The 17,824-nt window shown below is 62.0% G+C and carries 15 protein-coding genes and 1 pseudogene; 3 read left to right on the forward strand and 13 right to left on the reverse strand.

The window, feature by feature from the left end; genetic code table 11:
• Positions 1 to 20: 20 nt before the first annotated feature.
• Positions 21 to 1,268, reverse strand: a complete 1,248-nt coding sequence (ltrA, locus tag AC1RQP_RS10765) for a group II intron reverse transcriptase/maturase (RefSeq protein WP_492936898.1) — start codon at positions 1,266 to 1,268, stop codon at positions 21 to 23.
• Between the two features lie 534 nt (positions 1,269 to 1,802).
• Positions 1,803 to 2,075 (reverse strand): annotated as a pseudogene (locus tag AC1RQP_RS10770) (transposase); the annotation flags it as partial.
• A gap of 386 nt (positions 2,076 to 2,461) precedes the next feature.
• On the opposite strand from AC1RQP_RS10770, the gene AC1RQP_RS10775 reads away from it, so the two are divergent.
• Positions 2,462 to 2,716, forward strand: coding sequence for a hypothetical protein (locus AC1RQP_RS10775; RefSeq protein ID WP_492936899.1), 255 nt, complete (start codon positions 2,462 to 2,464; stop codon positions 2,714 to 2,716).
• A gap of 29 nt (positions 2,717 to 2,745) precedes the next feature.
• On the opposite strand, the gene AC1RQP_RS10780 is transcribed toward AC1RQP_RS10775, so the two are convergent.
• The 6 genes from AC1RQP_RS10780 to AC1RQP_RS10805 all read right to left on the reverse strand — a co-directional run bounded on the left by AC1RQP_RS10780 (position 2,746) and on the right by AC1RQP_RS10805 (position 9,958).
• Entirely contained in the window at positions 2,746 to 2,988 is a 243-nt protein-coding gene (locus AC1RQP_RS10780) for a hypothetical protein (protein WP_492936900.1), read from the reverse strand.
• A gap of 176 nt (positions 2,989 to 3,164) precedes the next feature.
• Positions 3,165 to 4,790 carry a long-chain-fatty-acid--CoA ligase gene (locus AC1RQP_RS10785; RefSeq protein WP_492936901.1) on the reverse strand — a complete coding sequence of 542 codons (1,626 nt, stop codon included), beginning with the start codon at positions 4,788 to 4,790 and terminating at the stop codon, positions 3,165 to 3,167.
• 152 nt (positions 4,791 to 4,942) lie between these two features.
• Positions 4,943 to 6,571: a GMC family oxidoreductase gene (locus tag AC1RQP_RS10790; RefSeq protein ID WP_492936902.1), complete on the reverse strand. Its 1,629-nt coding sequence runs from the start codon at positions 6,569 to 6,571 to the stop codon at positions 4,943 to 4,945.
• Positions 6,572 to 6,599: 28 nt separating this feature from the next.
• The gene (locus AC1RQP_RS10795; protein ID WP_188108203.1) at positions 6,600 to 8,054 is read right to left on the reverse strand and encodes an aldehyde dehydrogenase family protein; all 1,455 of its coding nucleotides are present in this window, start codon (positions 8,052 to 8,054) and stop codon (positions 6,600 to 6,602) included.
• Positions 8,055 to 8,096: 42 nt separating this feature from the next.
• The gene (locus AC1RQP_RS10800; protein WP_188149250.1) at positions 8,097 to 8,612 is read right to left on the reverse strand and encodes a rubredoxin; all 516 of its coding nucleotides are present in this window, start codon (positions 8,610 to 8,612) and stop codon (positions 8,097 to 8,099) included.
• A gap of 128 nt (positions 8,613 to 8,740) precedes the next feature.
• Positions 8,741 to 9,958 (reverse strand): alkane 1-monooxygenase, encoded by a 1,218-nt coding sequence (locus AC1RQP_RS10805; protein ID WP_188108025.1) that lies wholly within the window; start codon positions 9,956 to 9,958, stop codon positions 8,741 to 8,743.
• 376 nt (positions 9,959 to 10,334) lie between these two features.
• Here AC1RQP_RS10805 and AC1RQP_RS10810 point away from each other — a divergent pair, with 376 nt between their 5' ends.
• The gene (locus tag AC1RQP_RS10810; RefSeq protein ID WP_492936903.1) at positions 10,335 to 12,785 is read left to right on the forward strand and encodes a helix-turn-helix transcriptional regulator; all 2,451 of its coding nucleotides are present in this window, start codon (positions 10,335 to 10,337) and stop codon (positions 12,783 to 12,785) included.
• A gap of 34 nt (positions 12,786 to 12,819) precedes the next feature.
• Positions 12,820 to 13,983: an NAD(P)/FAD-dependent oxidoreductase gene (locus tag AC1RQP_RS10815; RefSeq protein WP_492936904.1), complete on the forward strand. Its 1,164-nt coding sequence runs from the start codon at positions 12,820 to 12,822 to the stop codon at positions 13,981 to 13,983.
• A gap of 230 nt (positions 13,984 to 14,213) precedes the next feature.
• Here the strand turns inward: AC1RQP_RS10815 and AC1RQP_RS10820 are convergent, their stop codons facing one another.
• The 5 genes from AC1RQP_RS10820 to AC1RQP_RS10840 form a co-directional block, all read right to left on the reverse strand.
• Entirely contained in the window at positions 14,214 to 14,639 is a 426-nt protein-coding gene (locus tag AC1RQP_RS10820; RefSeq protein WP_188108041.1) for an IclR family transcriptional regulator domain-containing protein, read from the reverse strand.
• A gap of 145 nt (positions 14,640 to 14,784) precedes the next feature.
• Complete coding sequence (locus tag AC1RQP_RS10825) at positions 14,785 to 16,317, reverse strand: class I adenylate-forming enzyme family protein (RefSeq protein WP_188108028.1); 1,533 nt, start codon at positions 16,315 to 16,317, stop codon at positions 14,785 to 14,787.
• Positions 16,318 to 16,408: 91 nt separating this feature from the next.
• Complete coding sequence (locus AC1RQP_RS10830) at positions 16,409 to 16,708, reverse strand: hypothetical protein (protein ID WP_188108029.1); 300 nt, start codon at positions 16,706 to 16,708, stop codon at positions 16,409 to 16,411.
• Between the two features lie 82 nt (positions 16,709 to 16,790).
• Positions 16,791 to 17,585 carry a citryl-CoA lyase gene (locus AC1RQP_RS10835; protein ID WP_188108030.1) on the reverse strand — a complete coding sequence of 265 codons (795 nt, stop codon included), beginning with the start codon at positions 17,583 to 17,585 and terminating at the stop codon, positions 16,791 to 16,793.
• Complete coding sequence (locus AC1RQP_RS10840) at positions 17,585 to 17,818, reverse strand: SDR family NAD(P)-dependent oxidoreductase (RefSeq protein WP_188108031.1); 234 nt, start codon at positions 17,816 to 17,818, stop codon at positions 17,585 to 17,587. Before AC1RQP_RS10840 ends, AC1RQP_RS10835 begins: the two co-directional genes overlap by 1 nt.
• Between the last annotated feature and the right edge of the window lie 6 nt (positions 17,819 to 17,824).

Below are 17,824 nucleotides of genomic sequence, written 5' to 3' on the forward strand. Positions count from 1 at the left end.
CTCGCATCATCCGGCTCTTGTTACCCAACCGTTGCGTGTCCAAGGCGAGCCCAGTGGACGAAGAGCGAGGGGTTGCGCTTCGCAATGCCGTTCAGCCGCCGCAAGCTCCGTCCCCGGTGCCTTTTGAGCGGCTTGTACTTCCGTCGGAGCCAGGCTCCGAGACGTTCGTCGAAGTACGTGAACAGCTTCCACAGCTCCGTTGGATAGAAGCGCCCGTAATACTGCCACCACCCTTGAAGGACCGGATTGAGTATTCGAGCTATATCAGCCAACGGAAGCGGCGCGTGCTGTGGCAAGCGCCAGCTCCTTATCCGCTCCCGCATGCGCGCGAGCGCCTGCGGACTAACTGCGGGAAGGAAGCACGTGAAGAGCTTTCCCCAATGATTCTTCGCCATGCGGGGTCGGAAGGTGAAGCCAAGGAAAGTGAAGTGGATCTGCGGATGTGTCCCGCGTCGATTGCTGTCCTTGCAGTAAACCACTTGGGTTTTCTGCGGGTGCAGCGTCAGATGACAGTCGGCCAACCTCTTCTCCAAAACCGCCTTTAGATGCTCCGCCTCCTGCCGTGTCCGGCAGTGACAGATTGCGTCATCGGCATAGCGTTCGAACGGAATGCGCGGAAACGTCCGACGCATCCATGCATCGAAAGCGTAATGAAGAAAAAGATTCGCCAGCAACGGGCTTACCACCCCACCCTGCGGTGTTCCGGCTTCCCGTTTCTGGATAGTCCCATCCGGCATCTCCACCGGAGCCTTCAGCCATCTCTCGACGTACAGCAAAACCCAGGGCTCCTGACAATGCTTCCGAAGCGCTCTCACCAGAAGGGCATGATCGATCGTGTCGAAAAAGCCTTTGATGTCGAGGTCCAAAGCCCAGTCATAGCCCCAGCACCGCTTGCGCGTTTGCTCGATCGCCTGATGCGCTGATTTTCCCGGCCGATAGCCGTAGGAGTCAGGATCAAACACTCGATCTAACCCCGGTTCCAGATATTGCTTGACCACCATCTGTGCGACGCGGTCCGCGACCGTCGGAATGCCCAGTGGACGGATGCCGCCGTTGGCTTTGGGAATCTCCACGCGCTTGACCGCAGGCGGGAGATAGCTTCCCGACGCCATGCGATTCCAGAGCTTGTAGAGGTTATTCCCAAGGTCCTGCGCGAATTCATCCAGGCTCTGGCCATCGACGCCCGCCGCCTTTCCATTCCCTGCCACCAGCTGGTAGGCCTCCCAGACCATACGCTTGGTGATCGGCAACGGTTTGTCCTGCGTCATGACGCTCCTCCCGACAAAGCCGGTTGGCGTCCGATGTCGGACAGGATAACGCAGCCCCTTCGCTCCATGGCCATTACAGCCACTTCAACGCTACTACAGGCTGCTCCGCCCCTGTCTCGGGTTTTGGTATTCTCCCTCGTGGTGTGCGCCACTTGCGGATTTCCCTTAACACCCCGAGCCAGGTTCCCTCGTTCCGGATTGAAGCCTGTGATGAGATCATGCCGCCTATACACCGGCTGCCGCGTGGACCATAAGCAGGTATCGCCCACACTCTTCCGAGCATCATTACCACGATGCTCGTTTTGACAGCGTCTGGACCCATTTCGATGCGTCATCGGCGGTTCGCTTGCGCTCATCTTCTCATCACTCACCTGACGGCGTAGCCCGCCGCCTTTTCCCCAGCGCTCACCACCACGTCTCTTAAACGCAGCAGCCTGGAGTGGTTTGAAGCCTGCCCCTGCAGGCCGGCTCCGGGAGGCCAGCTCCCATCTTCAACACAGTTATGCCGGCAGATACGCACCGGCTACGAGGCACACGGTAATAGGGGTTCTCCACCCAGCGCTCGCACAACACCTCATCGGAGAGGTCGTAGGTGTGCTTGAGGATGGCCAGCCCCGCCATCAGCCGCGTCGGCAGCGGCGGCCGGCCCGGCTTGTCCTCATAGACCGCCCCGAACCGCTCCTCGAGGAACGACCAGTCGATCGTCCGCGCCAGCTTCACCAGCGGGTGGCCCATATCGATGATCGCGTCCAGCCGCGAGCGCAGGAGATCGGCCTGCCCGCTGTCCCGTCGTTCCTTGGGTCGCATCGCTCCCTCCGATGCGACGACGGAATCACGACAAGCGATTCGACGGAATCCTCAAAATGAAATTGCAAGCTATTGCGCCGTCAAAGCCCGAAAGCTTGCAATCTCAAATGCCGTCCAACCCGGAAAATCGACTCCCGCTCAAGGCCTTGAGTGGTTCTTCACGGACGACTATCAAACGCCGCGATCGGGGAAGCGATCAAGGAGATATTGGCCGTCGTTGACCATGCTCTTGCCCAACTACGTTTTTGGTTGAGAGGAGGCGCCCGGCGCAGAGCATTAACGAGGCATGGTCGGGCCATGACCCTGATAATCGCGGGCGAATTCGTCATAGGCGTCGGCTGCTCCGCGCTGATCATTGTGTTAATCGCGTCGCCACCGTGATCTCCATGCCGCCAGAATTGGCTTTCCATTTTGTGGATAAAGTCGGCACTGGCGCCGTGCCTCCGGCGCATATCGGCTGCGGAGAAACGCCGGCTTCGTGCTCCTCCAAGACACCTGATGATCTGATCTTCCGAAAATCGAGTGCGATTCCTGCTCTGGTCTTTGTCTTTGGTCAGAGCAATCTTCAATTCGATTTAAGTCTGAAAGGCAACCCACGAACCGCGCCGCGCATTCTTGATCGCAGTGGTCGCGTTGAATGAAGCTTCAAGACGTCGTCCGACGTAAGTTGTCATCCGTCTACATCGGCGAACAGCCAGAGTTCATTCTTGAAGCAGCCATTGCAATACTGGTCTAGATTGGTGCTCGTCACGAACCGCTCATGATTTGCCTCTCTATTTTGAACACCAATGCCTATACCAGCGGGTGGCGGCATCATCGTCATCGAACGGGTGACCCAGTTCGCATAGACGGAAAAAAGGCCCAGGACGACGGCCGCGCCGATGATCATGCACGTTGTGCCAACAATCGACATCGGCGCCTCCTGCCCCTCATGAGAACGCTTCTGTAGCATTGCCCTTCGCGCGCTAGCGACGGACAACCATGACGAAGGGGCCGCGGACATGGCCGCCTTCCGTTTTCGAACCCTCCGCGGCATCGGACCAATCCGTCCGCGGGCGGATCAATCCGATGGCGAGGCCGGCACCTAAACTAGGCGCCGGTCAGCACGCCGCCGTATTCCTCGCGCAGCTTGTTCTTCAAAACCTTGCCGGTGGCGTTGCGCGGCAGTTGATCAACAAAGATCACCTTGTCGGGGATCTGCCATTTGGCGACCTTGTCGGCGTAATAGGCGATCAACTCCTCCTCGGTCACGTCCGCTCCGGGCGCCTTCACGGCCAAAAGGATCGGGCGTTCGTCCCATTTCTCGTGTCGGGCTGCGATCGCCGCGGCATCCGCGACGCCCGGATGGCCTACGGCGATGCCTTCCAGCTCCACCGTTGAAATCCATTCGCCGCCGGATTTGATGATGTCCTTGGACCGGTCGCGGATGGTCATGAAGCCCTCGGCGTTGATCGAGGCCACGTCGCCGGTTTCGAACCAGCCGTCTTCTTCGAGCGTTTCGCCGGCTTCGAAGCCGAAGTAATCTGCCACCACCCAATGGCCGCGGATGCGCAGGTTGCCCTGGGCCACCCCATCTTCGGGCAGACGATTGCCTTCGTCATCCACGATCTTCAGTTCTACGCCATAGGGCGGGCGGCCCTGACTTTCCCGGATCTTCGCCTGTTCCGCCTCAGATAGCTTGCCGTGACGTTCAAGAAGCGCGTTTGCAGTTCCGAGCGGCGAGGTTTCCGTCATGCCCCAGGCGTGCACCACCTCCGTGCCGTACTTGTCGCGGAACTCCGCGATCATTGAGGGCGGGCAGGCGCTGCCCCCGACGATCGTGCGCTTCAGCGTCTCGGCTTTGGAGCCGCGCTTCTTCAGCGCGGCAAGCAGGCCCTGCCAGATCGTCGGCACGCCAAGGGCCATCGTCACCCCTTCGGCGTCGATCAGGCGGGCCAGGCTTTCACCGTCCAACCCCGGTCCCGGCAGGACCAGCTTCGCGCCCACCATCGCCGCGGCATAGGGCACGCCCCAGGCATTGACGTGGAACATCGGCACCACCGGCATGATCACCTCGCGCGCCGAGATGTTCAGCGTGTCGGGAAGCGCGGCGGCCAGGGAATGAAGGACCGTCGACCGGTGCGAATAGAGCACGCCCTTCGGATTGCCGGTCGTGCCCGAGGTGTAGCACAGGCTCGAGGCGTCGTTCTCGCTCACCTCGCCCCAGTCCGCATCTACATCACCCGTCGCGATGAAATCCTCGTAAAACAGAAGACCGGGAACCTGCGCGGCGGCCTCTTCGTCGCGGCCCGACAGCAGCACGAAGGCCTCCACCGATTTCAGGTGCGCGCGCAGCTTGGCGATGATCGGCAGGAAGGTCTTGTCGAAGAAGACCACGCGGTCTTCGGCGTGGTTGATGATGTAGATCAGCTGTTCGGGGAACAGCCGCGGGTTGATCGTGTGGCAGACCATCCCGCCACAGGAAATGCCGAAGTAGCATTCCAGATGCCGCGCGTTGTTCCAGGCGATCGTGGCGCAGCGGTTGCCACGAGCGATCCCCATCCTGCCAAGCGCCGAGGACAGCTGGCGCGATCGTTCCGAAACCGTTCTCCAGTTGCTCCGCCTGGTCGTGCCGTCCGTTTCGATCGACACAATTTCGGTATCGCCATGATACCGTGCGCCGTGGGCGATCAGGGAATGAATGGTGAGCGGCATTCGCATCATCTGACCGAGCATTCCTGGCTCCTTTCAGTCGTCTTCGTCGCCATTTCCATTTCGGGAGCGGGCGGGACCACCGCAGCACAGGGGCTGTTCAGTATTTCGACCGCTTCCTTGCCGCTGGTTGAGCCGCAGCCATCACAACATTGCGCGTCCACAGTCATGACAGCTCACGCAACGGCCCTTGCCCGGGGGAGGATCCGCGCCCTGCCCAGTACGATATCGGCGGCGTTTTCGGCGATCATCATCGTGGGCGCGTTGGTGTTGCCGGCCACAAGGCTCGGCATGATCGAGGCGTCGACCACCCGCAACCCTTCGACGCCACGCACCTTCAGTTCGGGATCCACGACCGAGGCCTCGTCCGCGCCCATGCGGCAGGTGCCGACCGGGTGATAGATCGTTTCCGCGTTTTCGCGGATGAACGCGGCAATCTCGTCGTCCGAGTGTACCGCGTTGCCCGGCTGGACCTCGTATTTGCTGTGGACGGCCATCGCCGGCGCGTCGAGGATACGGCGTCCGAGCTTCACCGCCGCGATCATCGTTTCCATGTCTTCCGGATCGCTCAGGTAGTTCGGCTGGATCAGCGGATTGTCCATCGGATCGGGGCTCGTCAGCCCGATATGGCCGCGGCTTTTCGGAAGCAGGTCGCAGATATGCAGCGTGTAGCCGTAACCGAAAGATACCTTGCGCCCGTGGTCGCGCAGATAGGTCGGAAGGAAATGGAACTGCACGTTGGGCCGTTCGCGGTCGGGCGAAGATTTTACGAACCCGCCCGACTCGGCCACGTTGCTGGTCAGGAAGCCGCGCCGCCGGAAGATATAGAAAAACAGCCCCGCAACGCCGCGCGGAAGGAAACTGAGCGCAACGCCGATCGGCAGGCGCGAATTGGCGGCATGCATCAGCGTTATGTCCAGGTGGTCGGCCATGTTCTTGCCGACCTCCGGCAGGTGATGAACCACCGGGATGCCATGCCGCTTCATCTCTTCGGCGTTGCCAATGCCCGACAAAAGCAGAAGCTGAGGTGAGTTGACGGCGCCGCCGGACAGGATCACCTCGCCGCCCGGATTAAGCCGCAGCTGGCGGTATTCCTTGCCCTGGCGCAGCGTAACACCGATGGCCTTGCTTCCGTCCATGACAATGCGCGTCACGCGGGCGTCCGTCATCACCTCGAGGTTCGACCTTTCCTCCGCCCTGCGCAGGAAGGCCTGCGCCGAACTGCAACGGCGCCCGTCCTTCTGCGTCACCTGGTAAAGGCCCAGCCCTTCCTGCGAGGCGCCGTTGAAATCGCCATTGTGTGGTATCTGCAATTCCCGACCGGCCTGCACGAAATCGCGACTGAGCGGGTTGACCGTGTTAAGCTCGCTCACGCTCAGCTCGCCGCCCCGACCGTGATGCTCGTCGGCGCCGAACCGCTGGTTGTCCTCGAGGCGCCGGAATAACGCGCTCACCCGCCCCCATCCCCAGACATCGGTGCCGGCCTGCTGGCTCCAGTAGTCATAGTCGGCCTTGTGACCCCGGATATAGACCATGGCGTTGATCGAGGACGATCCGCCCAGCGTCTTGCCGCGTGGCCAGAACAGGCGCCGGCCATTCAGATGCTCCTGTGGCTCGGTCTCGAAGCCCCAGTTCAGCTTCTTGCTGTTGGCCAGCAGGGCGATGCCCAGCGGCATGTGGATCAGCGGGCTCTTGTCGCGCGGGCCCGCTTCCAGCAGGGCGACGCGTTTGGAGGGGTCTGCCGAGAGCCGGTTGGCCATGACGCAACCAGCCGAGCCTGCGCCCACGATGATATAATCATACATGTAAATATTCCTGTCGGTTGCCGCCGGTTCAGCCCAGAACACGAACGACGATGCTGATGAGGCGCTGCACAAAGCCGCTATAGGGAGGGAACAGCATGTGGGTGATGGAATGACGTTCCTCCATCACCGCCTTTTCGTGGGAAAACGCGCGGAAACCGTATTCGCCATGCGCCGCCCCGATGCCCGAATTGTTCACTCCGCCGAAGGGCAGGTTCGGGTGCAGGAAATGCACCACGGTCAAGTTTATCCCGACCCCGCCGGACGATGTGCGCGTAGTGATATCTTCGACGAAGGATTTGCTCTTGTCGAAAACGTAAAGCGCCAGCGGCTTGGGGTTGGCGTTGATCCGGTCGATCACCTTGTCAAGGTCGACGTATTCGATAATGGGCAGGATTGGGCCAAATAGCTCCTCGCGGGTGATCTCCATGTCGTCGGAAACGTTGGCGATCAGCGTCGGCGCCACGAAATTCTGTGACGCGTCGGTCTGCCCTCCCTGCAGGATCTGTGCTCCCTTGGCCTTGGCATCCTCGATCAGCCCGCGGACGCGGCCGAAATGGCGGTCGTTGACAATGCGGCAATAGTCGGGCGTCGCCTTCTGCGCCTCGAGCGTCTTACCGTAGACGCGGAGGATTTCCTTCCTGACCGCCTCGTTGAACTTCGCCGCAATGTCGCGGTAGACGAACACATGGTCCGGGGCGATGCAGGTCTGGCCGTTGTTGGCGAACTTGCCCCAGACGATATGCTTGGCGGCCTTCCCGATGTTGGCGTTAGGCCCGACGATGGTGGGCGATTTTCCGCCCAGTTCCAGCGTGACCGAGGTCAGGTTCTTGGCCGCCGCCTCCATCACGATCTTGCCCACCATCGGGCTGCCGGTAAAGAAGACGTGGTCGAAGGGCAAGGCCAGCAACTTCTGCGCCACGCCTGCGTCGCCCTGCGCCACGGTCACCAGATCGGGCGAGAAGGTCTCGGCCACGATATCGGCGATTAACTTCGACGTGTGCGGCGTCAGCTCGGACGGTTTGATGATGGCGGAGTTGCCTGCCGCAAGCGCCGACACGAGCGGCCCAAGCGACAGGTTCACCGGATAGTTCCATGGCGCGATGATCAGGCAGACGCCCTTGGCCTCCGGCCGCACGCGGGCTCTTGTTCCGAACACGCCCAGCGTGGGAGCGGCGCGCCTGGGACGCATCCATTTGCGCAGATGCCGCTTGGTGTGCTGGATTTCCTGGAGCACAGGAAGCATCTCGGTCAGCTTAACCTCGGACGCCGGCTTGCGGAAATCGGCGGCACAGGCCGCGATGATGTCGACCTCGCGCCGCCTGATCGTATCACGCAGGCGGTCAAGCTGCGCGATCCGTGCCTTGCGGTCGAAGCTTGGTCGGCGCGCAAGCTGCGCACGCCGCTGGGCCTCAAAGGCCGCATCGATCCCCGAGCCGGGGGCCTGTCCAGGCTCGACCGGCCTTAGATTGGAGATCCGGTTCATTCTTCCTCCCTCGGATATTGTAGGGACCGATATACCGACCCCTCACTTTTCTTCGTAATGAACGTAGTCTTTTTTCGTGGCTCCGCAGTCTGGGCAGCACCAGTCGTCAGGGATGTCCTCAAACAGCGTGCCGGGCGCAAACCCTTCTCGTTCGTCGCCGAGCGCCTCGTCGTAGATATGCCCGCAGGTGATGCATATCCATTTGCGGTACAGTGCGCCTGCGGGCGCCTCAGCTCCGGCGACCTGCTGCCACGCGGCGTCGGCGACCGGCGCAGCATCGGACTGCGCGGAGGCGACAGGCCGTTCCATGACCACGGTTGGGCTCGCCTGCGCCGTGGTGGGCGCGGACCGCGTGGCTACCATCGCCGCGGAGTGCGGCGCCGCGACCGGTGATCGCTCGATCAACTCGAAATCGACCTTGTCGCGAACCGCGCAGTCCGGGCAGCACCAGCTTTGGGGCACCGCGGACCACGGCGTTCCGGGCAGAAAGCCCTCATGTGGGTGGCCGGCGGTTTCATCGTAAATATACCCACAGTCGGGGCACCGATACTTTGCCATCTGTGGCATCCTCGCTTGGTCTTTCGACACCGGTTACGTTCTGAAGATTCGCGTCGCGGGAACGCGTCGGCGAACTCGCGCGGATCCTCGGTCGCCGAACTGCCATGTGGCACCAGGCCGAGGCATTATTACTCGGCCGCAACCGCAGCGTTCGCAGCGGGACTGATCGAACCGAACTTGCGACCGTAGTATTCGCGCATGCCGGGCTGGATCTGGATTTTGTTCAGATCACCTTTGGCCCAGCTCACGACCCGGGAGTCCATGATCGACCGGAACCAAGTCGGAAAGAGCGCTGCCAAGAACATTCCCGGATACCCCGAGGGCAGCGCCGGCAGATCCTTGAAGTCGCGCAGCGACTGGTAGGACCGGGTCGGGTGCGCGTGATGATCCGAATGGCGCTGCAGGTGGAACAGGATCAGGTTCGACATGATGTGGTTGGAGTTCCAGGAGTGATGCGGCTTCTGGTGCTCATAGCGCCCGTTCGGCAGCATCTCGCGCAGCAGACCATAGTGCTCGATGTAGTTGGCGCTGGTCAGTTGCCACCAGCCATAGGCCATCTGGATCGGCAGGAAGAGCAGCATCGTTGGACCGAAGAACGCCAGAAGCGCGGCATAGAGCACGACCGTCAGGATCATGGGCTGCAGCACCTCGTTGTCCAGGCTCCAGACACTTTTCCCGCGGCGCTTCAGACGCTCCTCCTCCAGGTCCCAGGCTCGCCTGAAGGCGCCGGGGATTTCTCGGGTCGCGAATTGATAGATGGTTTCGCCCATGCGCGAGGTCGCCGGATCGAGCGGGGTCGCCACGTCGCGGTGGTGGCCCTTGTTGTGCTCGATGAAGAAGTGGCCATAGCCCACCACGGCCAGCACGAGCTTGGCCATCCAGCGGTCAAAAGCTTCCTTCTTGTGGCCTAACTCGTGGCCGGTGTTCAGTGCGAGGCCGTTCACGATGCCCATCGACAGGGCGAGCGCGATGAATTCGAGCGCGTTCATAGGCTGGGTGGACACCCACCAGGCACAGCCGATCAGCGAGGCATAATGGATCGGCACCGTCAGGTAGGTCAGCACGCGGTAGTAACGGTCCTGTTCTAGATCGGGCACAGCCGATTCGGGCGGGTTTGAGAAATCCTCGCCGAACATGGCGTCCAGAAGTGGAACGGCGCCATACCACAGCATCAGCACCAGTCCGTACCAGATGCTCCAGCCGGTTTGCGAGACCAAGTAGAGTCCGATCAGCGGCGTGGCCGGCCACAGGACGGAAAGCACCCAGAAATGGCGCTTCTTGTCCACGTAGGGTTCTTTCGCAGCCTCGATCGCTGTAGCAGAATCGTTTGCGATGTCTTTCGACATGCTTCCTCCCCCTATCATAAGGTACGCAGCTCTGGTCCGAGCTTGGCGGACGGACACCGCGACCGCGCCCAATCAGGCACTTAATTCCCTAAAATCTCGGAATTGCGATGGCGATCAACTACACGTTAGTGTAGTTTTGGCATCCAGAACCTTGCACTAGCTTGCCTCAAAAGACTGGCCACCGGTTACGCGAGGGAGGAGCATGGAGGCGGATGGGCGCCGGATTGCGCCACAGGTCACGGCTTTGTGTGACCGGATGCGCTCAAGACGGCAATTCCTTGTGCGCGCCACTGTCCGGCGCGATCGGCTTAGCCTCGATAGAGTGCCCGGAGCCAAGGCCCTCCTGTATCGGGCCCCGATGGGATACGGGAAATCCGTGCTGGTCGCCACGGCCGCAGAAGATGCCTGCGCCAGAAACGAAGCCTTCGCATATCTTTGCCTGCCTCAGGAATCACTGATAGGCCTTCCAGAGGAAGAGTTGCTGGCGGCAGCGATCCTGTACCAGATCGAAGGGCCGCGCGCTTTGCGGAGCGAGGCCGATACCGCGTCGTTCACCCGGCCGCTTCGCGATGCCCTCGCTGGCGCAGCCGGTCCCGTAACCATCTGCCTCGACGGTCCCGGTGGCGATGCGCAAAGCCTCGAGCTGATCCAAAATCTCATCTGCGAAACGCCCGATCACGTGCGACTCGTGCTTGCGGCCAGGGCAGCTGACGGGCTTGTGAGGTTGTCGCTGCTGCCCGGCGTCAGGACGTTCGGCGCCGCAGAGCTTGCCTTCACCGAGGACGAGGCCCGCGCCTATGCCGGCATGGATGGCCCGGCGGCCAAGGGCATGATCGCGACCACCGGGGGATGGCCCGCGCTTTGCGGGTTCATGCGCATCACTGCTCGTCCGGATACGCCCGCCGCGACCTGGCCGGAAACCTGCTCCTATTTCAGCGAAGAGCTTCTTGGGCGCCTGCCCGGCACATCGGGGAGCGTTCTGCGCAACGCGGCCATGCTCAAGACCATCACAGCCGAATGCTACGACTACGTGTTCAAGACGAAGGATGCCGCGCGCGACATCGTCGACCTCAGCCAGACCCACGGCCTGCTGATCCCGTCGAGCGCTCCCGATCTCGGGATGGAGATGCATCCCGCGCTCCGCGCCTATCTGCGCCGCCGGTTCGACATCGAGCAGGGGGCGCGCCGGTCCTACGTGCTAAAACGCATCGCATTCTGGCATTGGCGGCGGCGGGAGTTCCAACACGCCATTGTCGCGGCGCTGGAGGCACGCGACCATCGCTGGGCGCAGGGCATGAGCGGGGAAATCATGCTGGACCTCGCGCTGCGCCAAGGTGAGATCGAGGCGCTCCGCACATGGTGCGCCGAGGTGCCGCGCAGCAAGCTTCACCAATTGCCGGCGCTTCGCCTGAGCTACGCCTGGACGATGTATTTCTGCCAAAAATTCGCCGAAGCGGAAGATATCCTCGGCGCCCAAGTGAAGGCCGGCTCGGGCGAACCGGCCGGGGTGGAAGATGGGAAGGGTTGGCGCGAGCTTGTGCTGGCGATCGGCAAGGCTACCCACGACGAGATGGAGCTGAGCGAGGGTCTCTGCCGGGACTGGATTCGGGAGTTCGGTGACCGAAACGAGGTCGGCAAGGGCGCGGCGCTCACCTGTCTTGCCTTCATCGCCGCGAGCGACCGCCGGTTCGACCGCCACGAGACAGTCCTCGGCAAGGCCTTTGCCGCCAATCGCTCCGCCCGCCAGCGGTACGCGTTCGGCTGGCTCGCCGCGGCCAGGATCCAGGCGTCTCTGTTCAAGGGGGACATCCCGCTGGCGTTCGATTCCCTCTCGGACGCCCGCAACAGCCCGGATGTCGCGGTTTCGCGTTCGGCCTTTTCGGACAAGTTGTTCGGCGCCTTCGAAATGCAGGCCCTTCAGGAAGCCAATCCCGACTTCGTTAGTGAAGCCCTTGCCGGGGCCGCCTTCGAATTTGGCCTCAACTACGGCGTGACCGACGTGTTCTGGGGGGTTACCTCCAGCTACACGACCCTGTTGTGCCGGCAAGGCAATCCCGAGCGGGCCTGGGCCTTGCTGGAGCAATGCCGAGCGGCGGCGCGGGAGCGGCATCTTCTGCGCCTCGACATTCTCGCGCGGCTTCAGCAGGCCGAACTGGCGCTGTGCTACGGCGACCGGTCCGACCGGCTGGCGCTCCCCGATGAAAGCGCATTGCGGTTCCTGCCCAATCAGAACCGCGCGATCCAAGGACGGATCGCGTTCCTGCGGACGATGGAGGCATTCGCCGGGGGGCGATTCGGCTTGGCCGAACGCAATGCGAAGCTGGCCGCCCAAGCCGCCGCGTCGATTTCCGACGCGCGCGGGGAAATTATCGCGCAGTATTGTCAGGCTGTGGCAGCCCACGCACTTGGATCGGAGAAGACGGCAAAACGCAAACTGATCCAAGCCGAGCAGATCGCCCGCCATATGAGGTGTCATTCGACCTCGCGCTGGATCCGGGACGGACTCATTGCGCTGCACCCGGTCGCGCAGGACTTGTTCGATGCCATTCCGCAGCCGCCGCTTCTGGCGGCCCGAACAGAGATCCAGCCCGCCGGAGAGTCGAAGCGGCGGCGCGGATCGCTGGCAGCCGGGGGCACACGTCTGTCGGTCAAGCAGATCGCCGTTCTGGAGTGCGTCAGCACTGGAATGACAAACAAACAGATCGCCTCGCAGATGCTCGTGACCGAGGACGCAGTGAAATGGCACCTGAAAAAGATCTTCGGCGACCTCGATGTTGCTAACCGGTCTCAGGCCATCGCCGCGGCGCGCTCGCGCGGGCTTCTGTGAGGCCCTGCAGCAGTTCGGGAGGAATGGAATCGCCATGCAGAAAATCGTCATCATCGGCGCGGGAGCGGCGGGCGTCAGCGCCGCGGCGGCGCTTCGCCAGAACGGATTCGACGGACAGATCACCGTGCTGGGCGAGGAACCCGCCCTGCCCTATCAACGCCCGCCGCTGTCCAAGGCCTGGCTGACGTCGGCCGACACGCCGCGGCCGACGCCGATCCGGCCGGCCGGGTTCTTTCAGGACAACCGCATCACGCTCGAACGCGGCCGCAAGGTCGTGCGGCTGGACCGCGAGGCCAGGCAGGTGACGATGCGCGACCGCGGCGCGATCGGCTACGACAAACTGATCCTGGCAACGGGGGCCAGCTCGCGCCCTATCAAAGTGCCCGGGGCGGGTCTAAAAAACGTATTCTACCTGCGCGATCTGGGCCATGCCGCCGCGCTGCGCGAGGCGCTCGGTCGCGCCGATTGCCGGACCGTCGCCATTGTTGGTGGTGGTGTGATCGGGCTCGAGGTCGGATCCGCCGCGATCGCGCGGGGCAAACAGGTGACCGTGGTCGAGGCCGCCGCCCGACCGATGGCGCGCGTCGCCTCGCCGGCGGTGACAAACCATGTTACCCGGAAGCTGAAGGCAGAAGGCGTCGCGTTCATCTTCAACGCGCGGGTCGAAGAAATCATGGGAAGAAACGGCCGGGCAACCGGCCTGCGGCTGGTCTCGGGGGCGCAGGTGCCTGCGGACATCGTCGTTGCCGGCATCGGTGCCTTGCCGAATGTCGGGCTTGCGGTGCAGGCCGGTCTGGGGTGTGACGGCGGAATCGTGGTCGATGGCGCCATGCTCACCACGGATCCCCATGTCTACGCTGTCGGCGACTGCGCGAGGGCCGTCAACCCCTTCTTCGGCGCGCCCATCCGGATCGAGACGATCCACAATGGCATGTCCCAGGCGCTGGTTGCTGCGGCCCATATCTGCGGCAAGCCGCTGCCACCCGCCGCTCCGCCGCGCTTCTGGTCGGACCTCAAGGGAATGAAGGTGCAGGGCCTTGGTATCGCCGCGGGCTACGACCGCCTTCAGGAAAGCACGAGCGAGGACGACGACGCCCGCGAGATCCGTCTGTTCTCCGGTGACCGGCTGGTCGCCGCCGAGACGGTGAACCTTCCGACCCGGCAGGCCGACCTGGCAAAGGCGCTTCGCCCGGTCTGAGTGGAGACTGGTCCGTCCGGCACTTCCGCTCCTCCATCTCCTTCAGGTCGCCCCCGAAGCAAACGCCTTGTCTCCGAGCCGGTCAGAATGGCGAGCGCCACGTCCTCGCGCGCCGAGACTTTCACCTATAGATCGCCCCAATGGCCGCGAAATGCGATGCGCTCGGTCATCCGGTGCGTGGCCCGGCGACAGCGATTCCACATACGTCCGCCGCCGATCTTTACCGCCCCTCACGACCGCCATGACGTCGGCCACATTTTCGCCGCGCGTGATCGCGTAACCACGAGCCGGGGTGAGCTTGATCGCTTCATCTCTTCGGCAACACGCGTGCGATCAATGATCGTGTATCCCGTCATCGCATCGAGTGGCGATTTTGCCATCGTCTCAGTGCGCCCCTTCGGCGGCTTGGCGGCAAGCAAGGCCTTGCCAATCGAGCTGGAGTGCAGCGGCTTCGGATCGCCAGGCCACGCAGTGTGGCGGATGTTCTGCTTTCCTTCGACACCGCGAGGTAGCAGTCTGCGGCAGTGTTGGCCGCGACCGCGATCATCGCACCGAGCTACGGCGCGCGATGGCCTTTCTCGCCTTGGTTCGCCAAACCAACGTACCCCTCGACGACGCGCTGGCGGGAGTTTGTCGCGCCGCAGCGGGTGCGTCAGATCGGCTGCGACGCCACGTGCGCACCGCTCGCTTTCATATCCGCGTTGGCCGAGGTGCTCCGGCTATCGCCATCCATCCCAAGATAAAATCAAACTCAGCTTCTGAACCTCCAGCGTCAGCTCCGACTATCACAGGTCATATTCGTCATGCAGCGCCTTCATCTTTCAATCGATCCTCGAGGACATGGCGCTGGACTTTGCCGCTGGTCGAACGCGGGAAATCCTCGAAGGCAATGAACCGGATCTCTCTCGGCCGTTTGTATCCGGCGAGTCGCTCCCCGCAGAGCCTCATGAGTTCATCGGCGAATATGTTTGCATCGTTACAAGCGACGAACGCTACTGGCCTTTCTCCCCATTTTGGATCACTGACCTTGACTACCGCAGCTTCTGAAACCGCCGGATGAGCCAGTAACACCCGCTCGATCTCGGCCGGATAAACATTTTCGCCTCCACTCTTGATCATGTATTTTACCCGGTCGACGAAATCCACGCGTCCGTCAGGAAGGCGCCGAAAGGTATCGCCCATGTGGAACATGCCGCCTCTGAAATCCACGGCGTTGGCTTCCGGCGCATTCCAATAGCCTGAAAAGAGCGTGGGTCCCCGGATCACCATTTCACCCGGCTCGCCGTCGGGCACGTCATTGTCCTGCGGATCGACCAGCCCAATCTCGCAAAATGACGAAATACGTTTGGCGAGATCGGTCGGCGTCACGCCGACCTCAATGACAGAACCACTTGCGGGCGGAAGACCGGTCTCAGTAGCGCCGAAGGAGTTTAGATAGGGAGCGTCAAGGAGGCGGGTCAACTCTGCAATTTGGTGCCGTGGCACAAGATCCGCCATAGCGCCACAAATCCTGATCCCCTTGATTGGTCCCGGATGGGCTTTCCGCGTCTCGATGAATGCATCGATCACGCCCGGCATCATCACCAGCCATCCGATCTTGCGGCTGGCCAATGCCATGTTGATCGCTTCTGGCTGGAAGCCGTTTATGATGACTACCGTACCGCCACGCATGAGTGTTGCCAGCATATGGTCGGTCGACGCCATGTGGAACATCGGCGCCCAGGCGACGAACGCATCAAGGGGGGCCAGCATCAATTCGGCGGCAAAAACCATCGCGCGCGCCACATGCGCGCGATGACTGATGAGCGCGCCCTTGGGCAGTCCCGTGGTCCCCGAGGTGAAAAGAATGGTCAGTCCCTGCTCATCGCTTTCAAGCATGGTGCCGAGACGAGGATCGGGGGCGGTCGAGGTGCTCATGCGGCTCCACTCAGGGCCGATTTCGATCACCGGCAATTGGGACACGACCGCGAACGATGCGTGTAATTCCGGCTCGACCACAGCCATCACCGGCTCCACCAGTTCGATGCAATGCTTGAGCTCGGCCGGCGCCAGCCGCCAGTTCAGGCAAGCAACGATCGCTCCGATCGCAGCTGCCGCCAGTTGCAGTTCCACATACTCGGGACAGTTATGCGAAAGGATCGCAATGCGGTCGCCAGGATTGATTCCTTTACCGAGAAGGGCGGAAGCGATCCGGTCGACCCGGTTCAGAAGGTCGCCATATGAAACGGTTAACCCGTCATAGTCGATCGCGGTGTAGGACGGCTGCCTTCGTGCACAGGTTCTGAACAGGCCATAGACGCTGGTCTGACCTGCAGCCATGACTTCATCCCGCATCGATTCCTCCCTTGATCGCTTCAGCAGTGGAAAGCCGCGCGCTGACCGATTTCCGCCCCGGCCGGGTCAGTGGACGCCAAGTGGCCCGACGTCATCTGGCATCGACCAGAGCCATTGACCAAGCGTTGCCCGAAAATGCAACGTCAGAACCTCCTCCGATAGGATATTTCAGATCACCAAGATGTTCCAACTCTGCCAGCCATTCATGCGCCTTGCATAAATCGACTATCCGCCCCGCAACGTATCTTGCTCGCCGCCCCGTCTTCTGCGGCGTGACACTATCCTCCAGATCAAGGGCAACCTGATACGCGCCGCCGAAATCCGCCTCGAGCAGAGCGCGGTCCACTCTACCGGCAGCGAGGAACGGAAGACGGATGGGCTTTCTGGTCATTAGGTTCGCTTAGAAAGAGGCGGCCTTCCGAGGTTGTGGATGTCGGGAGCGGATGTCTTCATCGAATTCCTCTGAAAATAACTCAATCTGCGCGCGGGCCGCTGGTTTCGAGGCTTTCCTCTTCGGCGCGCTGCCAGATCTCATAGGCGATCGGGTTTTCGCTCTCCTCCAGAATGTGGCCCACGAGGCCGATGGCACGTGCCATCACGCCGAAGCCGCGCACGATCTTCCAGGAAAAGCCGAACTCGCAGCAGATCGCTCCGATGGTCCCAGTGGCGTTGATCGGCAGCATCTTGCCGGAGCGTTTCTCAGCCGCGGTCTGGATTTTTTTGATCAGCTCGACATATTCGCCTGACAAGCCGTTTTCTGCTGCAATCTGAAACAGGCGCGGCGTGCGCGGATCGACAGGTTTGTGCACTGGATGGCCAAGACCCGGAACGATGGCCCTGCGGGCAGCAAACGCCTCCACGGTTTCGTCGGCGAGTTTGTCGAGATCCTGTCGGCTGCCGAGCTTATCGCGCGGCAGCGCCTCGTAGAGCATTTTAGAGGCGCCCTCCATTGAGCCGACGAATACGGTGCCGAGTCCGCACAGCCCCGCAGCCACCGCGGCCTGGAGCGCCTCGGGCGCGCCCATGTAGGTCATCCGTGCCGCCAGCGCCGAGGGCGTAATGCCATGTTCCACCAGCGTGATGACAATGGCATTGAACACCCTGCCTTCCTCAAGCGTCGGTTTGCGCCCGGTCAGTTGGAGAAATGCAAGATCCCCAAGGTTCATGTGCCCGAGAATCTCGTTCGGCAGATCCAGCCCGCGCACGCAGATTCTGTCAGGCGTGCTCCATGCGATCTTGGAGGAGATCTTTCTCTTGCGATTTGCCATCAGACCGGATCCCAGGAAAAGACGGCGGCGGAGACGTCGAGCGGGATAAAGTTCGCTTTGTCGGTCACCTTCTGCCTCGCAGTTTCGGTCTGGCCAGTGCCTTTCACGGAAACGCCCAGATCGTTGACTACAATTGCGGCTCCGACCTTCGCGGCTGCCAGTGCGATTTCCCGTCCGATGCCGCCGCCCGCCCCTGTGATCAGGACGACTTTTCCGTCGAGGACCTTGCTCATCTCGAT

Source organism: Bradyrhizobium sp. GW821-FHT13H06, assembly GCF_058803975.1.

Coding starts and splice junctions, on each gene's coding strand:
- AC1RQP_RS10800 (WP_188149250.1), bottom strand. CDS start 8,612: ATGGCAAAGTATCGGTGCCCCGACTGTGGGTATATTTACGATGAAACC.
- AC1RQP_RS10785 (WP_492936901.1), bottom strand. CDS start 4,790: ATGCTCGGTCAGATGATGCGAATGCCGCTCACCATTCATTCCCTGATC.
- ltrA (WP_492936898.1), bottom strand. CDS start 1,268: ATGACGCAGGACAAACCGTTGCCGATCACCAAGCGTATGGTCTGGGAG.
- AC1RQP_RS10835 (WP_188108030.1), bottom strand. CDS start 17,585: ATGGCAAATCGCAAGAGAAAGATCTCCTCCAAGATCGCATGGAGCACG.
- AC1RQP_RS10830 (WP_188108029.1), bottom strand. CDS start 16,708: ATGACCAGAAAGCCCATCCGTCTTCCGTTCCTCGCTGCCGGTAGAGTG.
- AC1RQP_RS10780 (WP_492936900.1), bottom strand. CDS start 2,988: ATGTCGATTGTTGGCACAACGTGCATGATCATCGGCGCGGCCGTCGTC.
- AC1RQP_RS10790 (WP_492936902.1), bottom strand. CDS start 6,571: ATGTATGATTATATCATCGTGGGCGCAGGCTCGGCTGGTTGCGTCATG.
- AC1RQP_RS10815 (WP_492936904.1), top strand. CDS start 12,820: ATGCAGAAAATCGTCATCATCGGCGCGGGAGCGGCGGGCGTCAGCGCC.
- AC1RQP_RS10825 (WP_188108028.1), bottom strand. CDS start 16,317: ATGCGGGATGAAGTCATGGCTGCAGGTCAGACCAGCGTCTATGGCCTG.
- AC1RQP_RS10805 (WP_188108025.1), bottom strand. CDS start 9,958: ATGTCGAAAGACATCGCAAACGATTCTGCTACAGCGATCGAGGCTGCG.
- AC1RQP_RS10775 (WP_492936899.1), top strand. CDS start 2,462: ATGCCGCCAGAATTGGCTTTCCATTTTGTGGATAAAGTCGGCACTGGC.
- AC1RQP_RS10840 (WP_188108031.1), bottom strand. CDS start 17,818: ATGAGCAAGGTCCTCGACGGAAAAGTCGTCCTGATCACAGGGGCGGGC.
- AC1RQP_RS10795 (WP_188108203.1), bottom strand. CDS start 8,054: ATGAACCGGATCTCCAATCTAAGGCCGGTCGAGCCTGGACAGGCCCCC.